Annotated in this window: 19 protein-coding genes; 13 read left to right on the forward strand and 6 right to left on the reverse strand. The window is 36.8% G+C overall.

The genetic code is table 11. From position 1 onward, the window contains the following. Nucleotide 1: 1 nt before the first annotated feature. The 4 genes from EHQ43_RS14435 to EHQ43_RS14450 all read right to left on the reverse strand — a co-directional run bounded on the left by EHQ43_RS14435 (nucleotide 2) and on the right by EHQ43_RS14450 (nucleotide 4,680). Nucleotides 2-505 (reverse strand): chemotaxis protein CheW, encoded by a 504-nt coding sequence (locus EHQ43_RS14435; protein WP_135741304.1) that lies wholly within the window; start codon nucleotides 503-505, stop codon nucleotides 2-4. A 9-nt stretch (nucleotides 506-514) separates the two neighbouring features. Next, nucleotides 515-2,263, reverse strand: coding sequence for a HAMP domain-containing methyl-accepting chemotaxis protein (locus EHQ43_RS14440; protein WP_135741305.1), 1,749 nt, complete (start codon nucleotides 2,261-2,263; stop codon nucleotides 515-517). A 97-nt stretch (nucleotides 2,264-2,360) separates the two neighbouring features. Further along, nucleotides 2,361-3,695: a hypothetical protein gene (locus EHQ43_RS14445; protein ID WP_135771566.1), complete on the reverse strand. Its 1,335-nt coding sequence runs from the start codon at nucleotides 3,693-3,695 to the stop codon at nucleotides 2,361-2,363. Then, the gene (locus EHQ43_RS14450) at nucleotides 3,658-4,680 is read right to left on the reverse strand and encodes a hypothetical protein (RefSeq protein ID WP_135741307.1); all 1,023 of its coding nucleotides are present in this window, start codon (nucleotides 4,678-4,680) and stop codon (nucleotides 3,658-3,660) included. The genes EHQ43_RS14445 and EHQ43_RS14450 overlap by 38 nt, the downstream gene beginning before the upstream one ends. A 19-nt stretch (nucleotides 4,681-4,699) precedes the next feature. Between EHQ43_RS14450 and EHQ43_RS14455 the strand changes: the two genes are divergently transcribed. The 8 genes from EHQ43_RS14455 to EHQ43_RS14490 are packed head-to-tail and all read left to right on the forward strand — an operon-like array spanning nucleotide 4,700 to nucleotide 12,453. After that, nucleotides 4,700-5,044 carry a hypothetical protein gene (locus EHQ43_RS14455; RefSeq protein WP_135754661.1) on the forward strand — a complete coding sequence of 115 codons (345 nt, stop codon included), beginning with the start codon at nucleotides 4,700-4,702 and terminating at the stop codon, nucleotides 5,042-5,044. After that, on the forward strand, nucleotides 5,041-6,408 hold the full coding sequence (locus tag EHQ43_RS14460) for a PP2C family protein-serine/threonine phosphatase (RefSeq protein ID WP_135771567.1): 1,368 nt from the start codon (nucleotides 5,041-5,043) through the stop codon (nucleotides 6,406-6,408). Before EHQ43_RS14455 ends, EHQ43_RS14460 begins: the two co-directional genes overlap by 4 nt. Before the next feature lie 5 nt (nucleotides 6,409-6,413). Further along, on the forward strand, nucleotides 6,414-7,184 hold the full coding sequence (locus EHQ43_RS14465; protein WP_425269655.1) for an enoyl-CoA hydratase-related protein: 771 nt from the start codon (nucleotides 6,414-6,416) through the stop codon (nucleotides 7,182-7,184). An 11-nt stretch (nucleotides 7,185-7,195) separates the two neighbouring features. Beyond that, the gene (locus tag EHQ43_RS14470; RefSeq protein WP_135741311.1) at nucleotides 7,196-7,660 is read left to right on the forward strand and encodes a DUF192 domain-containing protein; all 465 of its coding nucleotides are present in this window, start codon (nucleotides 7,196-7,198) and stop codon (nucleotides 7,658-7,660) included. A 52-nt stretch (nucleotides 7,661-7,712) separates the two neighbouring features. Further along, the gene (locus tag EHQ43_RS14475; protein WP_135771568.1) at nucleotides 7,713-10,226 is read left to right on the forward strand and encodes a glycogen/starch/alpha-glucan phosphorylase; all 2,514 of its coding nucleotides are present in this window, start codon (nucleotides 7,713-7,715) and stop codon (nucleotides 10,224-10,226) included. Between the two features lie 49 nt (nucleotides 10,227-10,275). Then, on the forward strand, nucleotides 10,276-10,746 hold the full coding sequence (locus tag EHQ43_RS14480) for a response regulator (RefSeq protein WP_135741313.1): 471 nt from the start codon (nucleotides 10,276-10,278) through the stop codon (nucleotides 10,744-10,746). Continuing rightward, the gene (locus tag EHQ43_RS14485) at nucleotides 10,721-11,806 is read left to right on the forward strand and encodes a HEAT repeat domain-containing protein (RefSeq protein WP_244242829.1); all 1,086 of its coding nucleotides are present in this window, start codon (nucleotides 10,721-10,723) and stop codon (nucleotides 11,804-11,806) included. Before EHQ43_RS14480 ends, EHQ43_RS14485 begins: the two co-directional genes overlap by 26 nt. Next, nucleotides 11,803-12,453: an LIC_11959 family protein gene (locus tag EHQ43_RS14490; protein WP_244242830.1), complete on the forward strand. Its 651-nt coding sequence runs from the start codon at nucleotides 11,803-11,805 to the stop codon at nucleotides 12,451-12,453. Before EHQ43_RS14485 ends, EHQ43_RS14490 begins: the two co-directional genes overlap by 4 nt. On the opposite strand, the gene EHQ43_RS14495 is transcribed toward EHQ43_RS14490, so the two are convergent. Further along, nucleotides 12,450-13,994 (reverse strand): hypothetical protein, encoded by a 1,545-nt coding sequence (locus tag EHQ43_RS14495; protein WP_208731080.1) that lies wholly within the window; start codon nucleotides 13,992-13,994, stop codon nucleotides 12,450-12,452. The genes EHQ43_RS14490 and EHQ43_RS14495 overlap by 4 nt on opposite strands. A 303-nt stretch (nucleotides 13,995-14,297) precedes the next feature. Between EHQ43_RS14495 and EHQ43_RS14500 the strand changes: the two genes are divergently transcribed. From EHQ43_RS14500 to EHQ43_RS14515, 4 genes are read left to right on the forward strand one after another with little or no spacing between them, the layout of a single operon-like run. Beyond that, nucleotides 14,298-14,513: an LIC12298 family protein gene (locus EHQ43_RS14500; protein WP_135741314.1), complete on the forward strand. Its 216-nt coding sequence runs from the start codon at nucleotides 14,298-14,300 to the stop codon at nucleotides 14,511-14,513. A gap of 56 nt (nucleotides 14,514-14,569) precedes the next feature. Continuing rightward, entirely contained in the window at nucleotides 14,570-15,319 is a 750-nt protein-coding gene (locus tag EHQ43_RS14505) for an ABC transporter permease (protein ID WP_135754666.1), read from the forward strand. Nucleotides 15,320-15,325: 6 nt separating this feature from the next. Beyond that, nucleotides 15,326-16,522: an ABC transporter ATP-binding protein gene (locus EHQ43_RS14510; protein ID WP_135741316.1), complete on the forward strand. Its 1,197-nt coding sequence runs from the start codon at nucleotides 15,326-15,328 to the stop codon at nucleotides 16,520-16,522. A 48-nt stretch (nucleotides 16,523-16,570) separates the two neighbouring features. Further along, nucleotides 16,571-17,875, forward strand: coding sequence for a UDP-glucose dehydrogenase family protein (locus EHQ43_RS14515; protein ID WP_135741317.1), 1,305 nt, complete (start codon nucleotides 16,571-16,573; stop codon nucleotides 17,873-17,875). A gap of 45 nt (nucleotides 17,876-17,920) precedes the next feature. On the opposite strand, the gene EHQ43_RS14520 is transcribed toward EHQ43_RS14515, so the two are convergent. Further along, nucleotides 17,921-18,742: a thioredoxin fold domain-containing protein gene (locus EHQ43_RS14520; protein ID WP_135741318.1), complete on the reverse strand. Its 822-nt coding sequence runs from the start codon at nucleotides 18,740-18,742 to the stop codon at nucleotides 17,921-17,923. Nucleotides 18,743-18,841: 99 nt separating this feature from the next. On the opposite strand from EHQ43_RS14520, the gene hisE reads away from it, so the two are divergent. Then, entirely contained in the window at nucleotides 18,842-19,120 is a 279-nt protein-coding gene (hisE, locus tag EHQ43_RS14525) for a phosphoribosyl-ATP diphosphatase (protein ID WP_012387946.1), read from the forward strand. Nucleotides 19,121-19,143 lie beyond the last annotated feature (23 nt).

Below are 19,143 nucleotides of genomic sequence, written 5' to 3' on the forward strand. Positions count from 1 at the left end.
ATCAATTTCCAGGGATGTCTTGAATCATATGACTTTCTTCTTGGGTTAGCAAACGTTGGAGATTGATTAATATTTTTACAGTGTCACCGACTCTTCCTGTTGCATAAATGAATCGTGATGATTTTGATTCTCCAATTTTAGGTGCAATATCGATATTCTCAGGTGGGATTTTTACCACATCGTTTACTTTATCAACAATGAGACCTAATGGATGACCTTCAAGTTCTACAAGTAAAACGCAAGTTCGATCGTGGTAAGGTTGGAATGGCATATCAAATCGTAATCTAACATCCATTACGGGAATGATCTTTCCTCGAATATTGATCACTCCTTTTAAAAAATCTGCCGTACCTGGAATTGTTGTAATCGCAGGTAATGCTAATATTTCTGTTAAATACCTCACTTCAAATGCATAAAATCGTTCATCTAAACTAAAACAAAGATACAAATCTTTCATCGTATCTTCGTCTTCAATTGTGTCCCATGATTTGGATGTTGTGTTCATGGTAATTCCCTATAAAATAATTCTAGGTTTTTCAATTCGTGTAAGAGCAGTTGATTTGGATCCTTCTTCCTTCAATTTAAAACCCATGATGACAGAACGCATAATTTCAACTTGCCGTTTTAAAGTTTCACTAGATGCGGCTACTTCTTCAGCTGAGGCTGCCGTTGTTGATGTAACGGTGGTTACTTGGTCTATTCCCTGAGTGATTTGTAAAACTGCCGATTTTTGTTCATTGATCGATAAAGCCAAATCTTTTGTTAAATTACTTACATTTTCTGCACTTTCCGAAATCATTCCTAAAACTTCGGCTGTCTTTTCTGTTGCATCATTTCCAAGTTTTACTTTTTTTAAGGAAGCTTCGATGAGTAAGGTTGTTTCATCGGCAGCATTGGCACTTTTTTGAGCTAAGTTTCTAACTTCTTCGGCAACAACTGCAAATCCTTTTCCATGTTGGCCTGCACGAGCCGCTTCAACTGCTGCATTTAATGCAAGGATATTGGTTTGGAAAGCAATGTCATTGATGACCTTATTGATTTTTGAAATTTGTTCAAAGGAACTACTAATTTCACCCATAGCTGAAACTAGGTCTTTCATTCTGGAATTTCCTTCGATTGCTTGTTTTGCTGTGGATTCTGAAAAACCCGTCATTTGTTCTGCATTTTCTGCATTGGATAAAAAACTATTGCTTATCTCTGTTAATGTTGCAGAGATTTCTTCCACTGCACTTGCTTGTTCACTAGCGGCTTCTGAAAGGGATGTGCTGGCATCTGCTAATTGTTGGGCTCCTAAGTCTACTTCTTGAGATGTGAAATAGAGTTTCTCTACAACTTCGGAAAGGTTGATTAACATTCGGCGTAAGCTAAGTCCCAATTGGTCTTTTTCTGATTTTAAAGTAACATCTGAGCTTAAATCGGAATTGGCAATTCGTTCTAAATGTTCTGCCCTTTCTTTAATGAAATCAACTAACTCCATAAAAGCTTGGGAGAGTTGTTGGATTTCATTTCCTTCCAAATGTTTTGATTTATTTAATTGGTTTTCGTTAGAATCTAAATTTACATTCAAATCCCCAATGGAGATGGATTGTGCAACCGATACGATTTTTTTCATTGGCTTTGCAATCGCATCAGAAAAGAAAAATGCAATTAAGAATACCATGACAAAAGAAACAACAACAACTCCAGTGACAATTACTAAGGATTGTTCGAAATGTGCTTCCGACTTGTGGTATTCTTCTTTGGCAACTTTGAGTTGAACACGAATCAAATCATCTAAGTGATGTGTGAGTGGCTCAAAGATAGGATACATATCAACAGAAACAAATTTTTCGATTTCAGCTTCGTTTCTTGTCTCAAGTAACATACGCAAACGTTTGACACCGGCTTTTAGCGGAGGGAATTCTTTTTCCATCTCATCGATGATGGCTTTTTCTTCTGGAACTAAATAGGTACTTAAGTATACTTTCCAAATTTCTTCCGCTTTGGTTTCCGAATCTCGAATGGATTCCAGAGCTTCCTCGATTGACATTTTTTTATCGCGGACTTTATTTGCAGAATCAACGATTCCAATCAAATAGGCATCAGATACTTCTTTGATTTGGCTAATGGGAACCACTCGGTCTTCAAAAACAGTATGTAAAGAAGCTAAAATTTGATTAGCAGAATAAAAACTGGCTCCTGCTACCACGATCATTAAAAGAATCGTGATCATAAATGCCAAAAGAAGCTTTGCTCGAATTTTTAAATTTTGAATCCATTTCATAGTTGGTCCCCAAGAGGTGGGGCAAAGTATGAATTGATTTTCTAGGTAGTCAAGCATTTCCTAATATTATTCATTAAATTTATAAAATTAAAGGAAATTAGAATGATTTTGTATACCCAAAGCTAACATAAAATAAATGGATTGGTATCTTTTGTAATGTATATGCTTCACGCAAATAAGTTTTTAGCGTGGCGTCGGTTAGTGAATTCCCTGTATTGATTTGTTCGATCGAATTTAAAATTGAGGTGTTGTACGCACCGTAAATCCTTGATGGGTTCACAACTTTTCCATCTTCGGAGCTTCGATTCCAATTTGTTTTATCTGGATCACCCCCTGCGTATCCAAAATAGTTGTTGGTATCATAAAGATACACATCAGGTCTTAGGATATGTGCCCCTTTGATGAAAAAATCTCCGAATAAAAAACTAATGGATGAAGTTATGTCTTGTATCCCATTTCGATTGTCGATCATGTTATTACTCATCGTATACCCAAGATTCCAATGTGGTTGGATTCTGAAAAAATTCCCTTCAAAGAATGTATAATTGGCACTGAAGGATAAGTAGTTTTTGCCTGCCATAATCCCTCCGTTCTCTGTCGAGTACTGTGTATAGTAGGAAAACATTGGTTTTAAGATTCGAAAGAAGGGTAACTTCCATTGTAAAAAATATTCATGCCAGGAAAGTCTTGTTTGAGCATCAGGGTTGTTTGCGTGAAAGCTATTGGCCGCACCACCGGAAACAACCGGGTTTTGTTTTTGTGTAGAAGGTGGAAGAAGAGAATTAGGGGTTTTTTGAAAGGTATTGTAAAACCAGATCCCCACACTGAAGTCTCCAAAAACACTTGGATCAAAATGATACATCATGGAAAAAAACATCCCATCTGCTCGTTTGTTTCCATTTGGCTCTTTTTTAGGACCATAACCTTGGTTTGGGATAAATCCAGAACAGGATACATTGTTTGAATCCTGAGAAATCATTTGTCTGTGAACAGATTGTACGCATGGATCTTGGTTATAAGGATCATAAAAACGTGTTTCCTCTCCTAAATAAGATGGGCCTACGCCACCAGGGCTTGTTTGGAACAATCGTTTATCGGAATCTTTATCACTTCTGTTTGTTAATTGGAAATTCCCAAACAACATCCATTCAAATTTTTTGTCTGGTGACCAAATATTGATGGTTGGTTGTAAGGCTGGTGCATAGGTAAAACTTTCGTATCTTGCACCATCCCTTCTGCTTTGTGCTTCTCCAACAAAAGAATTCCCTCGCCAAATAAAATCAGAAACAATTTCAGTGTTAGTATCAATTGTGATCGATTTGGAATCTTCTTGTTTCGTTTCTGATTGGATCTGAAACGGTAAGATCAATAGAAGGAAAAGAATTTGTACAAATTTACATAGTCTTCGCGAAAATGTCTTTGAATAACTCACGAAATTTGCGTCCTCCTTCTTTTGAAATTGGTTCAGCGAGTAAAACTTCGGAGTCATTTCCAGAAACAAAGATGACTTTATATTCTTTTTTTAATAAATACACATGAACATATTGAACAAATGCTTCTGCAAATGTATCATCTGCATTGGTTGCTGCATATAAGGATACGAACTGCGTATTGGTTAATTTTTTATATAAAAATTTTCCGTCAGGGAAAATCGGAGTTGTTGGATTTTTTTGATAAAATTTTATCTTCGATCTTTCTGGGAAAAATGTATCTTCATAAGGAGAAAAAGTTTCCGACCACCAGACTCCTTCAAAAAGCGGATAGTTTCGAAAATCACGTTTTGGTTCTGAATAATCAGGGACATATTGATTCACAATTGCTACGATATGTCCAAGTTCGTGCAGGATAATAAATGATAAAGCAGACTCCAAAGAATTTGAATTGTCTAATTGAACTTTTATTGAGTAAGTCGGATCTTTTTTAAACGATGTATTCTCTCGTTTTGTAGCCCAATCATTTCCTCCATCTTTTAACAAATCTGAATCTAGGAAAATGATACCACCTAATGGTTTTCCAGTTTTATCTCGTATAATTCCTGTTAGTCCAGTAGAGCCTAAGTTGGACACAAAATAGATTCCATATACTAAATTGTTAGCAAGTTGGTTTACTTCTTTTGGGAACGAGGAATGTAACTGGGACAAATGATTTTTCCATGATTTTAAATCTTTGGTTCCATAAGGGATATCATCAATTCCATCGATTTCATTGACTTCTTTGAGTGTATCGAGCCTTTTTGTATCAAGTGGATAAATTCGGTCTTTCCATGTATTAGTGAGAGTTGGCAAGGAATCAACTTGTAACCCAGGGCTCAATTTTGACCATGATGCGTAAGTATTTTCGGGTATATGAATCTCTTTGGGCGAACACCCTAAAAAAATAAAACTTAAACTAGATATCAGATAAGGAATTGATTTCATTTGCCGATGGTATTTCTATATGAAAGGATTTGTTGGTCTATGCTTTTTTTTGCCTGGGATCCTTTTCGCAGAAATAAATCCATGGAACCTTCGGCCCGATGTTAGGATCTTAACTCGAAAAGAAGTTTCGCATATAGTTTTTGAAAAACGAAGTGACCACTTCCGAGTGACTTTGATTGTATCAGAACGATTTCCCTACAATTATAAGGCTTTGTCCCATCCTTTTTTCTTTCGTATGGAAGATGAGAAAAAAGCGATGGAACTTGCGATTCAAATGGACAAGTTTTTGGACACAGGAAAAAGTTTCACCATCACCTTGAATGGATCGGAGATCCAAACTTTGGTATGGGGAGAACCCGATTGACTCGTTCGTTTTATATCTATTTTAAAGAAATTTTTCACAAACCAACTAAACAAGAATGGGATATTTTAAAACTTGCTGAGCCACGTTTTGATAAAGAATATACATATTCAGTTTTTTTAACTCACTTTATCGTTTATAGTTTACTCTTTGTTCCACCTTTCGCAGATCTCCGCGGGGATATTCTCCCTTATTTATTAGGAGTCACCATCATCCGTTTTGTTTTGTTATTACAATTTTTCACTAAATCAATTTCTTTAGAAAAAGTAATTTATTTCAGCGGGATCATTGCAGATGGATTGGTATATTTTGTATTTGTAAAAGCCATCCAATCTTATCCATCTCTTGGAAATTTTTATTTATTAAATTCCTATTTGATGTCATTTATCATTCCTATTTTACTTTATAGCACAAGATTGAATCCATTTGGTTGTATATTTAGTGCGATCTATTTTTCAATTTTTCATTTTTCTTATATTTTTCAACTTCCTATTGGAATCCAAGAACAAACTTCTGTCTTTAGCCAATACTTTCTGATTTTTGTTTATGCGGGTAGTGCGCTACTTGGTGTAGTTTTTGTGTTTAACAAACGTAAAGATACAGCAGATGTGTACAGTTTGTCCGAAGAAAAACGATTTATGTTACAAGAGTTGGAACTTGCAAAAAAAGTACAAGATGCACTATTTCCAGGAAATATAAAAATCCCTAACTTAACGTTTACGTTCTATCGCAAAAGTCCCAATGTGATTGGTGGTGACTTCTTTGACTTTGTACAACTCAGGGAAGGGAACGTCGGTGTGTTTTTGACGGACGTGGCGGGACATGGAATTTCATCAGCGATGGTCGCATCAATTATGAAGGTTCTTGTTTCTACCATTCCGTATCGATTCAAAACAGCACCGGCAAGGCTAATGGATTATTTGGATGATCGGTTGGCTCATGATTTAAATAAATACCATGCTTCTGCGATTTATTTGTTTTTTGATTTTCTAGAAAAAAAACTAACGATTGGAAATGCAGGGCATCCTTATCTGATTTTAGCAAAAAAAGGGGAAGAATTCCAAGAATTAGAAACCCAAGGCGCAATTCTTGGATTTAATATCAAAATCCCTCCAATCTCTGAAAAAACTGTCCCGATCACACAAGGGGATAGATTTTTTATCTATACTGACGGCTTAATTGAATCTATGGACCATAATGGGAATTGTTTAGGTACAGAAGGATTACTTGATTTACTCAATCGTCACAGACATAGCGAGAACGTAAAAGAGCTAGAGAATAATCTCCTTCACGAACTAAAAACCAAGTTCGGCCTTGATACTTTTTCAGATGACACCATGTTCCTCATATTGGAAGTAGAAGAATAAGGAGAATTCATTTGTCTTTTTTAGAGATTCAAATCAAATCCAATTTTGCCCTCGTTACCATCAAAAGACCGGAAGCACTTAACGCACTTAACGACGTTGTGATCACAGAAATCGGTGAGATGGTCGATACACTAGAAGCCAATTCCCAAGTAAGAGGATTTATATTGACTGGTGAAGGGAAAGCATTTGTTGCAGGTGCCGACATTGCCAAGATGAAAGAATTTAATGTCAGAGAAGGTCAGGCTTTTTCGGAACTTGGACAATCAGTTTTCCGTAAAATGGAATTATCAGGTCTCATCTCTATTGCTGCCATCAATGGATTTTGTTTGGGTGGTGGAATGGAACTTGCGATGGCATGTGACATTCGTTATGCGTCGACGGCTGCTAAATTGGGTCTTCCTGAAGTCACCTTGGGTTTACTCCCTGGATTTGGTGGTTCACAAAGATTACCAAGGCTCATAGGTGTGGGACGAGCTACCGAGCTCATTTTGTCTGGGGATATGATTTCATCGGATGAAGGATTTAGACTTGGACTTGTGAACAAAGTTTGTGATCCAGCTGAACTACTAAATGAATCTGAAAAAACTCTTACGACAATTTTGTCTCGAGGACCTAACGCAATCAAGGCGGCAAAAACTGCCATTCGCCAAGGTTTAGAAACCAATATGGATAGAGGACTTGAATGGGAAAAACAACTGTTCGGTGGAAGATTTGCAGACAAAGAAACTAAAGAAGGTTTATCAGCGTTTCTTGAAAAAAGGAAACCTAATTTTTAAGGGAAAAAAATATGTTCACACGGCTCTCTTTATCTTTCCTTTTGTTTTTTGTTGTCGTTTGTAAACAAGCGGAATCCTTTCCGTCACAAACCAATACTCCAGAAATCATTTTTGGAAGTGTCGCAGACCGTGTTCTCAAATTAGAAATCGCCAATACCCCTTCCACTCGTGCGACGGGGTTAATGTACCGCACAAAACTTGGGGAAGACGAAGGAATGCTTTTTGTTTTTCCCAGAGCTGATTATTTGAACTTTTGGATGAAAAATACACTCATCCCATTGTCGATTGGTTATTTTTCAGAAGATATGCGACTTTTAGAATCATTCGATATGAAACCAAACCAAACCGATGAGGTGTACAACGCAAGCAAACCTGCAATGTATGCGTTAGAGGTCAACCAAGGATGGTTTGCCAAACATAAAATCGGCAAAGATGCAGTCCTCACTTTGGAACGGAAAGTTTCAGCAAAAGATTAATTTTTTTCTTTTTACTTGAATCCTCGTTTCAGGTTGTTTACCATTTCGAAGCATGGTAGTCAACAACCCTCGTTTGATCAATTTATTATCCGAAGAACAAAAAGCCGACTTGGCTTCAATGGAAAAACAATTTGCTCACCACTTAGAGTATACCATTGGGAAAAATCGTTATAATCTTAAAAACGAAGACATTTACAAAGCATTAGGCCATACGATTCGTGACTTTCTCATCGATCGATTGAATATGACACACGAACGTTACAGGGAACAAAACCCCAAAAAAGTATTTTATTTTTCCTTGGAATTTTTGATGGGACGAACTCTGATGAATGCTCTCATCAATCTAGGGTTATACGATACCATCCAGGAGATGTTACGAGGAATTGGGTTTGAACTAACAGATGTTTTAGAATTTGAAACGGATGCAGGGCTCGGGAACGGGGGTCTTGGTCGTCTTGCCGCTTGTTTTTTGGATTCAATGGCAACATTGAATGTTCCAGGTTTTGGATATGGGATTCGTTACGATTATGGGATATTTAACCAAATCATTGCAAATGGAAGCCAATTGGAAATGCCAGACCACTGGGATGCAGATGGTGTTCCTTATGAAGTGGTTAGGTCTGATATTTCGTTCTCTGTAGGATTTTTTGGACATACAGAAACAAGAGTTTCGGGTAAGGGGAAAATTCAACATGATTGGGTTCCAGATGAAACAGTCCTTGCGACTGCTCATGATTATCCGATTCCAGGATTTAACACAAATACGGTGAATTATTTAAGGCTTTGGGCTGCAAAGTCTTCAGAAGAATTCAATTTGGATTATTTTAATCATGGCGATTATATGAAAGCCGTGCAGGACAAATCAATTTCGGAAAATATATCAAAAGTATTATACCCGAATGATACCACTGAACAAGGGAAAGTGTTACGTCTCAAACAACAATACTTTATGGTTTGTGCTTCCTTGCAAGATATCCTCATCCAATTTAGAGAATTTAAATACAATTTGAAAGAACTTCCAGATTTCATTGCAATCCAATTGAATGATACTCACCCGAGCATTGGTATCGCTGAATTAATGAGAATTTTTTTGGACAATGAAGAGATGGATTGGAATGAGGCTTGGGAAATTGTCACTAAAGTTTTTTCGTATACCAATCATACAGTGTTACCAGAAGCTTTAGAATCTTGGCGTGTAGAGTTATTTGAAAAATTATTACCAAGGCATTTGGAAATCATTTATGAAATCAATCATCGTTTTTTAAGTGATATAAGAAATAAAGGTGTTTTATCAGAATCCGAAATCCAACAAGTGAGCATCATTGAAGAAGGGAATGAAAAACGTGTTCGAATGGCAAACCTTGCCGTGATTGGCTCCTATCGTGTGAATGGAGTTGCTGCCTTACATTCAGACCTGATCCAAAAAACAATTTTCCAAGCATTTACAAAAGTTTTCCCTGAAAAATTTAACAACAAAACAAATGGAATCACACCTAGACGATGGTTGTTACAATCAAACCCAAGTCTTGCTAATTTAATCTCTAAAAAAATTGGGAACGAGTTTACTACTAACTTATACAAGTTAAAGGATTTAGAGGCATTTGTGGATGATGCCGATTTCCAAAACGATTGGAGAGAGGTCAAATTCACAGCTAAAAATGAACTTGCTCGTCTCATCAAAAGTGAAACGGGAATCACAATCGATCCCAATTCGCTCATCGATGTCCAAGTCAAACGATTCCATGAATACAAACGCCAACTTCTCAATATTTTACGAGTGATTGCATTGTACAGAAGGATCAAAGAAAATCCCAATACAGTAATCACACCTAGAACTGTCGTGTTCGGTGGGAAAGCAGCGCCTGGGTATTATATGGCAAAACTGATCATCAAACTCATCAATAATGTAGCTTGGGTTGTGAACCGTGATAAAGATGTTGCTGATCGATTAAAAGTAGTTTTTATCCCCAACTATAGGGTGAGCCTTGCTGAAAAAATCATCCCTGGTAGTAATTTGTCAGAACAAATTTCGACAGCAGGAACAGAAGCATCTGGGACCAGTAACATGAAATTTATGTTAAATGGTGCATTGACCATTGGGACTTTGGATGGAGCCAATGTTGAGATTTTGGAAGAGGTAGGCGCAGAAAATATATATATCTTCGGACTTCATACAGAAGAAGTATTTCGGATGAAAGAAGCTGGATACAATCCATCTGAATTCATCCATCAAAATGAAGACCTTCACCGTATTCTACTCATGATCCGAGAGAACTTTTTTTCGATGGGAGAACCGGGGATTTTTGGTCCGATTTATGATAGTCTGTTTTACACTGACAATTACCTCCTTATGGCTGATTTCACGTCTTATGATGAAACCCAAAACCTCGTCGCACATGATTTCTTGAATGAAACCATGTGGACTAAAAAATCCATCCTCAATGTGGCTAGATCGGGTAAGTTTTCCTCTGACCGGACGATCCGGGAGTATGCCAAGGACATCTGGAAGGTCCCTCTCCTTGACACAATTCCTCCCCAAACTATCTATAAATTGCCACAAAACTGAATCGACAAGAGAGAACTGAAGGATTATCCTTCCAAGGAAAGGGTTTCAAATGAGTAAAGGTTATATTATATGTGTCGATGATGAAGTATCAGTGTTGGAAACGCTTGCGGAACAACTACTGGCTCGGTTTGGCGAATCCCATATCATCGAGACAGCCAGTAGTGCCGAAGAGGCACTTTCCCTCATTGATGAAATTATTGGTAGCAACGATATCGTAGAGCTCATCGTTTCCGACCAGGTGATGCCTGGGATGAAAGGAGATCGATTTTTGGAACAGGTGCACCAACGCCTTCCTGATGCGATCAAAATCCTTCTTACGGGGCAAGCGGGACTTGATTCGGCAATTTATGCCATCAACAATGGGGGACTCAGTCGGTATGTCGAAAAACCTTGGAACATCGAAGAATTATCCAAAGACATCAAAGACTTACTCGATAAATTTCGGCAAAATTTGGAGAACCAACACCTTATCCAAGCCCTCAACCGAAGGATCCTTGAACTCGAATCAAACCAAAATTAAATTATTCATTTGTATATCCCTATTGAGTTGCCTTTCTCTTTCTCCCTTATTTGGAAAAGAGAAAGAACTTTCACCTGAACAAATTTCCAAAAAAAAAGATGTTCTTTCTAAGATGATTCGTTATGGCACTAGCCAAGAACGAAAACAAGCATTAGGTGAGTTATTGAGATTCCCAAAAGAGAATGCGACTGATTTATACGAACTTGTGGGTGAACAATTAAAAACGGAAAAGGACATGGGAATGAAAATTGTCCTTCTGAAAACTGTTGGCGATTTGAATCTCAAAGAAAACCATACTACAATCATTTCTCTTTTTGAAGATCCCAATGAAGATGTGAATAAGCAAGCTGTGACTTCTGCAAAAAAAATGAAACTTGCAGAGGCAACTAGTCCTCTACTTGAAAAAGTAAAAAAGGAAGATTTTACTAAAAATTCGAATTCGCTTAGTTTGTATATAAGTGCCTTGGGTGAATTACCAGATGGTAAAATTGCAGCTCCATTTTTAGAAACTAAATTTAGAGAGAAGTTTAATAATGCCGACATACGTGGACAAATTGCACTTTATTTTGGAGGAGTACTTTACCAAGAAGCAGAGTCAGCATTAATTGAAGTTGCCTTTGATGACATACAACCAACGACTCTTCGTTGTTATTCAATGAATACCTTGGGAAAACTTAAGTCAGAATCTGCAAAACCTAAATTATACGAACTTTTGGATTCTCTTAAAAAAACCTCAGGCAAGTTAGATGCAAAAAAAGCCCAATCTCTAAAAATTTATGCGATTGGTGCTCTCGTAACTATGGGAGATAAAGAGGTTTTCCAAGAACTGAATGAATTTGCACGTGATGACGATAGTATGGTCAGACTTCGTGCTATCGAATTTATGGGAAATTTAAGAGATCCCAAAGCATTAGAATTATTAGAATACAAACGAGACCGTGACCCAAGTCCCAAAGTACAAAAAGCGGCAAAAAAAGCCATTGATATGATCAACGGTAAAGACACTCCTTCCGATGAAGAAAAACCAGGGGATGAGAAAACGGAAGAAGAACTCAAATGAAAATTCGAGGGAAAAGTTCTGATCCAAATCTTTCCAACATTTGGAATTGGATTCAAACTACAAATATTCGACTAAAAGAATCGAATAAGATTCAAAATCGATACTTTCCATTTAGAGAATGGATTTTGGTTTCTCCTCATTTTTTGACGATGAGATGGATTCATTTTTTTTTCCTTACGGTTTTATATTTTATTTCTTTTACTCCACATTTACACTCAGAAACAGATTCAAAATATACAGGCCCTATCTCTCGGTCCGAAAAACGGATATTAGATGGAAAATTGGAATTTGAAAAAACTGGAAATTTTCCTTTGGAATGGAAGTTGTATTTCAAATCAAAACAAGGAGATTTTGTTGTTTTTTATGACCTAAATGGCGATGAAATCCACTTTCGCTATCGTAGGAATAAATTTGATTTGGATGCTGAATTTTTTGTAAAAGATTTGTTTATTGGAAATCCCTACCTTGTGAAAGGGGAATGGATCGGTTATTATTATTATCCAGTAGATGAGAGAGGGAAACGGTCTTCGCTTCCCACACCAAAAAAACTCCCTGGAGAAAAAAAGGAAATTATTGATAAACAATCCATTCCTATTTTTTTATTAAAAGAATATTCAGAAATCAGAACCAATGATTTATTATATTAATTTTCGATCAGATGTAAAAATTGAAAATTGATAAATAAAATTGGGGCTGTTACGTTTTCTTTTTCCGAATAACTAACATTAAGTGATAAAAACGGGCTCACGTATTTGAGTTTGATGATTTCTTCTCGGTCTGTCAAATTGATATTAAAATCAGAAGCATATGTCCAATTCTCAAACCAAGCTCTAGTTTTTAAATTCCCTTCTCTAAAGATTGTACTTAGTTCGAGTAGATGTCCAGATCGAATAGGGACTGCAATTTTCCCTTCCCATTGCCCTCCAAATTCCCTAGATTCAAATCCTACCGAACAAACTGACCTATCCTTTCTCCATTCATAAAATACGGCTCTCCCAATTTCATTATATTCATAATTTCCTGATTCAAAATAAGATCGATACCGATAGAGTATATTTCCAATTTCGGAAACAACGAATGGGAAAAAAAAGGAAGATCCTTTTTCAAATCGATGTCCTTCCATTGATGATAATCCTTCACCACCTATCAAATGTTTATAACTTCCTCTCAGATAACCTAATGTTTGTGGGATTTCTGGGCGGATTTCTCCACTACTTACATTTCCATACAATAGAGGTGAATCTCTATAAATAGTAGAATCAAATAAAAACTTAGAATCTTGAAACTCCGATTTGGAATATAAAAATCCAACCGTTTCTTTGGGATTAAATATCGATTCTGACTGGATACGATGTTTGCCTAGATTCCCTAAATCATAAGAATCGTTAACATACAGACTTGATTTGTTTTCACCCGGAGACCAGACACCAGAATATGATTTGTTAGGTGAAGTTATGTAAACTCCAGGATAAAGCGAAAAACCTGGTGCAGTATATATCCCAATTTCTAGGTTTTTACTTATGTTTGTAAATTGGTACCCAAAAAAATGGGAAGATTGGATCGGTTGAGGGAGAGGTGAGTTAACTCGATCCATCTGAGAATAAAAATTGGGATCTTTTGCAAAGTAAAAATGAGGGATGGGTTTGTAACGATTCCCGGAAGTGAATCGGAAGGAGTGTGTGACAAAATCAATTCCATATAAAAACTCCTCATCGCGTTTTTCTAAAATGAATCGGTTGCCTTTTTGAATTCTTCCAACTGCAAATGCGGAATGGTTTTTTTCATCTCTCGGTAAATACTGGACATCCAAATTTTGGTGGGACAGGCCAAGGAACCAACCATCTCCAAGAAACGGATCGGATACCTTAGATTGAGAAAATGGTCCAGGAATTCCTCCTAGAAACATTTCTTGATTCATTCTCACTTCATTTCTCGAATCCTTCTCTTTTGTTTTTGGCTCAACCGGGTAACTCAGACTTTCTGTTTTCCATATTTGGGAGACAAGGGCAGCCTCTTTTCCTTTGAGACCACGTTTCCATTTGAAAAAAGCCTCTCTTGGGCCATTTGCTTTTTCCTTCCATGTGGCGACAAGTTTTGGTGGAAATCCCGTTTTTAATAGAGTCGACACAGGCACATCTTTTGGAGTTTTTTCGCCAGCAAACAATGACTGTACGAAGATAAACCACAAAAAAAGTGTAATTTTCTGCCAATCCACCATGATTGAGGTTCGAATTTGTTCTTTTTTTCCCTCATTCCGTTTGCTTTTTTCTGAAAAAGGGACATATTCTAGGGAACGGCGAAAAAAAAATCCATCCAGGGGCGGGTTTTGTCCCAGAGGAATGCTAAATTGTTAATACAAACCGATAAAAACGTGAAAAAAATATTGACTTAACTTCTCATATGTTAAGTAGTGTAAACAAGCGTTTAGTATATTATTGGTGTTATTTTTTAGTTTTATGTCGTCTAACAAGATGACGGGGAGGAAAAACCTATGATCGTTCGATCCATCCAACAACCCGCTTATAACCGCCACAAGGATTCTGGCCTCGCAGGCCAAGGTCCCAAAAAGGGATTTGCCCAAAACCAATCTGGAAAAACTTTCGAAGAGTATCTAATGGAAGCATTCCAAGGTGAGGTCGTGCAGAATGGAAATTGGGTATCACCAAATCTATCCGACTTAGGCCAAAAGAACCTAAGGAAGATGTAAGATCCATTCTCTGGATTCTGGTCTAGAATCAGGATCCAAGGGCCGACAATCAAAGTATGGAGAGAGTATCCATACTTTGGGCTTTAGTTCGGCGTGACTATGCTCTGCAATATGCAGGGTCCTTTTTGGGGATCTCTTGGATGTTTTTGCAGAATTTAGTTCTCATCAGTTTGTACGCCCTTGTTTTTTTAGTCCTCAATCTTAAAAACCCATCCACACAAGAAGATTTCACAGCATATCTACTCACAGGACTTTTGTTTTGGATTCCTATCCAAGAACTTTTGGTGCGAGGGACGGGGATTCTCACTGACAACCGATCTCTTCTCAAAAGGTCAAGTTTAGGTATCGATTTATTTTTATGGATACCGTATGTTCAATTTTTAATCCATAGTTTTGTGACATCCATTCCCGTTTTTGTGTATTTAGGTTATACTGAGAAACTCAACCTAACAGGTATATTCTTTGGGTATTTTGTTTTGGTATTATCTGGATTGTATTTGATGTTACTTTTACACTATCTTTCAAGGCTCAATATTTTATTAAAAGACATTTCACCTTTGATTCGTTTGGTGAGCCAGCTAGTTTTTTGGGGGATTCCTGTTTTATACTATCCGACTGGTGTTCTCAAACAATGGAATGAATGGAATCCGTTTACCATCCCATTGGATGTCTTTCGCACTGCTGTGATCAGTGGTTTTCATGCACAATTTGATTGGTTCCATTTAGCACCCTTTCTTTTTTTCTTTTTTCTTGTGTACTTACTTGCGAAAAGAAAATTCCAATCAGTGATTTTGGATCATCTTTAAATTCCCATGATCACGGTTTTTATTGAAAAACTTTCCAAGGATTATCATGGATTTTCCAAACCTTGGAAACGAATTCTAGCTGGACTGAGTTTTGGATACTACGGAATTGACTCCCAATTTACTGCAATCCATTCCTTAGATTTAAAAGTTAATTCTGGTGAAATCCTTGGTATCATTGGAAGGAATGGGGCAGGTAAATCTACTCTCTTAAAACTCATCACCGGTGTGATCCAAAAAGATAAAGGTACCTTGCAGGTGAATGGATCTGTGCGGGCACTCTTAGAACTTAGTGTCGGATTTAATCCTGAACTTTCAGGAGAAGAGAATGTTTATTTTAATGGACTGGTTTGGGGCTACAAACCTTCAGAAATTAAATCTCTTGCAGATTCTATATTTGAATTTGCAGAGTTACAAGAATTTCGATTCGTACCTTTGAAAAACTATAGTTCTGGTATGGCGATGCGACTTGGGTTTAGCTTAGCAACTGCTAAACGACCAGACATCCTCATAGTCGATGAAGCACTAGCAGTTGGAGATGCAAGTTTCCAACAAAAATGTTTAAAACGAATCAAAGAATTTTCTGAAAAAGGTTCTTCGATTTTAGTGGTAAGCCATGATTTGGGACTTGTCTCCTATTTTTGTAATAGAGTTATTTTATTAGAAAAAGGGAAACTTCTCTTTGATGGGAATCCTAAGGATACAATCGAAAAATATATGCTCGTGTTAGGTGGTAATGTACAAGAAACAGATTCATTTTCATCGAATTCCATTCGAGACTTACGTCTTTTTTTGGAAAATGAAAACGGATTACATTCAAATGTATTTTTTATTGGTTCCAAGGTAAAATTGAAACTTAAATTTAAAACCGAAGACCTGATTGAAGGTGCCACTGTTGGGTTTCATATCGATAATGAAAAAGGGATCCGCATTTTTGGAACCAATACCTACCATTTAGGTGATACCAATCGTGTATTCCAAAAAGACAAAGAATATGAAGTTGGTTTTGAATTTCCAATCCAGTTTAGTGCTGGGAAATATAGCCTTGGAGTCGCAATCCATAAAGGTGAATCTCATATCGAAGGGAGTTATTTTTGGCGGGAGTCACTCTTCGATTTCGAAGTGGAAGCCGGAAAAATTGCAAAATTTGTAGGAGTTTGCCACATTCCGACCCAATTCCACATCAAGGAAGATTGGAATTCATAATAGAAAAACAGTTTCCTTTTCGGTTAAAATTGAAAATCTGGAAATCCTATGAAAGTTTGTGTGGTCGGAACCGGATATGTGGGCCTTGTTGCAGGTACTTGTTTTGCTGAGTATGGCAATGATGTAATTTGTATTGATAAAGATGAAAAAAAAATCAGTGATTTAAAAAAAGGAATCATCCCCATTTATGAGCCAGGTTTATCCGAACTAGTCGAACGTAACCATAAAGAAGGTCGACTCAAGTTTTCGACTTCTTTAAAGGATGGTGTTGAATCATCTGAGTTTGTTTTCATCGCAGTTGGAACTCCAACATCTGACAACGGTTCTGCGGATCTACGTTTTGTTTTTGCCGTTGCCGAAGAAGTAGGAAAAACTATGAATGGTTACAAAATCATCGTAGATAAATCTACTGTCCCAGTAGGAACGGCAGACAAAGTAAAAGAAATTGTTTCAAAAAACACAAAACATCCGTTTGATGTAGTATCTAATCCAGAATTTTTAAAAGAAGGTGCAGCGATCGATGATTTTATGCGTCCTGAACGTGTCGTAATTGGAGCAGAATCTGAAATTGCTGCAAAAAAAATGAGCGAGTTATACTCTCCATTCGTACTCAATGGAAATCCAATCATCACTATGAGTATTCGCTCTGCCGAACTCACAAAGTATGCATGTAATGCATTCCTAGCGACAAAAATATCCTTTGTAAATGAAATTGCAAATTTATGTGATGCGTTAGGTGCAAATTATGATGATGTTCGTAAGGGTATGGGAACTGATTCGCGAATTGGCCGTCAATTTTTATATGCTGGAATTGGTTATGGTGGATCTTGTTTTCCAAAAGATGTGAGAGCACTTCTAAGAACTGCAGAAGAAGTGAATGCTCCTATGCACATCATACAATCTGTAGAGGATGTGAATGAAAAACAAAAAACACGTCTCACAGATAAAATATTTGATCACTTCAAATCAACTGATATGAAAGGCAAAACTTTTGGAATTTGGGGCCTTTCATTTAAACCAGGAACAGATGATATGCGAGAAGCTCCATCGATTCCTCTTATTTATGAACTTCATAAAAATGGTGCTAAGATACAGGTTTTCGATCCTGCTGCTACAGAAACTTCGAAATACTATTTTGAAGGCAAAGTAGAGTATAAAAAGGATGCATATTCATCTTTGGAAGGGGCTGATGCAATGTTACTATTAACAGAGTGGCGTGAATTCCGAGAACCTGATTTTCAAAAGATCAAATCGTTGCTCAAGTCACCTTTAATTTTTGATGGTAGGAACCAATACAAACCTAGTTTGATGCATGAGTTAGGTTTTACCTATTACTCGATTGGGAATCGGTAAAAATTTTTGGCAAACGAGTGTTTGCCGAAACTCCGATTATCTCTATTAAAATCCTTTTTCGATTTGTTCTAAGGTTTCTTTACAGATTAATTGATCCGACTCAGACTCTAGTTTTGGTTGGATCTCTATTAAAATCGATTTGGCTTGTTTTTTATCGCCAACTTCTTTTAAACTAATGCCATAATACAATTTTGCTGTAATCATTCGTTTCGACTTTGGGTAAAGTTGAATGAATTCCTTCCAAGAGGTAACAGCTGATTCCTTTGGCCCATTCACAGATCGAATTAGATTTAAGTTGAAATGGGAATTTTCTTTTACTATTGGGAGATGTTTTGACTTTTGTATTGAGGTCAGAAATTGTTCTTCTGCCTTTTCATATTCTTTCGATTGAAAATATAGCAGACCCAAACGAAAATTTAGATTTGGGTTCTCTTTGTCTTTTCTAATTTCTGTTTTCAAAAAAGATTCTAAATTGGGTTCCATCAAAATTCGTTTTGAAAGAGTGATGATATCTTCTTTAGTTGCAAGTCCTGTGATTTTAGTTACAAAGTTTCCATCTCCATCTAAGAATAAAATCGTTGGGTAACCTTCCACATTGTATTTTTTTCGTAAATTGGGGAATTCTTCTCCATCTAATCTAACACGAATAAATTGGTCCAATATGCGGCTGACTTCAGGATCTGGAAAAATCTCTTTTTCCAATACCATACAATACGTACACCAATCTGCAAAAACATCAACGATGATGAATTTTTTTTCCTGTTTGGCAGTTTCAAATCCCTTTTGAATGGAATGACCCCAGTTGGACTCTGCTGAGAGTATTGTACCAAAAAGAAAGGAAACGAAAACGATACTGAAACGAAACATCCATTCTCATTCTACCCACATTCATGACGAATCAACAACGAATTTTCGCTTTTTCGAAATAGAACGGGCAGTTTCCATGGTAGTTAGAAGGCAAATGAGATGGAATTTTTATTAAAATTGGAAGATTTACTCCGCAAACGAAAAGAAGAGTTACCTGAAAAATCCTACACTGCGGAATTATTCCGAGATGGTGTGGATCGAATTCTCAAAAAAATTGGGGAAGAAGCCGGGGAAGTCATCATTGCAGCCAAAAATCCAAATGAAAAAGAACTGATTCATGAAATTGCAGATTTGATTTTTCATTTAGAAGTTTTGATGGTAGAGAAAGGGATTAGTTTAACAACGATTGCCAAAGAATTAGAAAAAAGGCATAGTTAAACAAAACAGTTTCCGCAAGCGAA

Origin of the sequence: Leptospira bouyouniensis (genome assembly GCF_004769525.1) — a bacterium.
GTDB lineage: Bacteria > Spirochaetota > Leptospiria > Leptospirales > Leptospiraceae > Leptospira_A > Leptospira_A bouyouniensis.

What these genes read in the sequence shown, in the direction of transcription:
- EHQ43_RS14480 (WP_135741313.1), top strand. Translation starts at nt 10,276, where the DNA reads ATGAGTAAAGGTTATATTATATGTGTCGATGATGAAGTATCAGTGTTG.
- EHQ43_RS14500 (WP_135741314.1), top strand. Translation starts at nt 14,298, where the DNA reads ATGATCGTTCGATCCATCCAACAACCCGCTTATAACCGCCACAAGGAT.
- EHQ43_RS14450 (WP_135741307.1), bottom strand. Translation starts at nt 4,680, where the DNA reads ATGAAATCAATTCCTTATCTGATATCTAGTTTAAGTTTTATTTTTTTA.
- EHQ43_RS14440 (WP_135741305.1), bottom strand. Translation starts at nt 2,263, where the DNA reads ATGAAATGGATTCAAAATTTAAAAATTCGAGCAAAGCTTCTTTTGGCA.
- EHQ43_RS14520 (WP_135741318.1), bottom strand. Translation starts at nt 18,742, where the DNA reads ATGTTTCGTTTCAGTATCGTTTTCGTTTCCTTTCTTTTTGGTACAATA.
- EHQ43_RS14490 (WP_244242830.1), top strand. Translation starts at nt 11,803, where the DNA reads ATGAAAATTCGAGGGAAAAGTTCTGATCCAAATCTTTCCAACATTTGG.
- EHQ43_RS14435 (WP_135741304.1), bottom strand. Translation starts at nt 505, where the DNA reads ATGAACACAACATCCAAATCATGGGACACAATTGAAGACGAAGATACG.
- EHQ43_RS14510 (WP_135741316.1), top strand. Translation starts at nt 15,326, where the DNA reads ATGATCACGGTTTTTATTGAAAAACTTTCCAAGGATTATCATGGATTT.
- EHQ43_RS14475 (WP_135771568.1), top strand. Translation starts at nt 7,713, where the DNA reads ATGGTAGTCAACAACCCTCGTTTGATCAATTTATTATCCGAAGAACAA.
- EHQ43_RS14505 (WP_135754666.1), top strand. Translation starts at nt 14,570, where the DNA reads ATGGAGAGAGTATCCATACTTTGGGCTTTAGTTCGGCGTGACTATGCT.
- EHQ43_RS14515 (WP_135741317.1), top strand. Translation starts at nt 16,571, where the DNA reads ATGAAAGTTTGTGTGGTCGGAACCGGATATGTGGGCCTTGTTGCAGGT.
- EHQ43_RS14470 (WP_135741311.1), top strand. Translation starts at nt 7,196, where the DNA reads ATGTTCACACGGCTCTCTTTATCTTTCCTTTTGTTTTTTGTTGTCGTT.
- hisE (WP_012387946.1), top strand. Translation starts at nt 18,842, where the DNA reads ATGGAATTTTTATTAAAATTGGAAGATTTACTCCGCAAACGAAAAGAA.
- EHQ43_RS14455 (WP_135754661.1), top strand. Translation starts at nt 4,700, where the DNA reads ATGAAAGGATTTGTTGGTCTATGCTTTTTTTTGCCTGGGATCCTTTTC.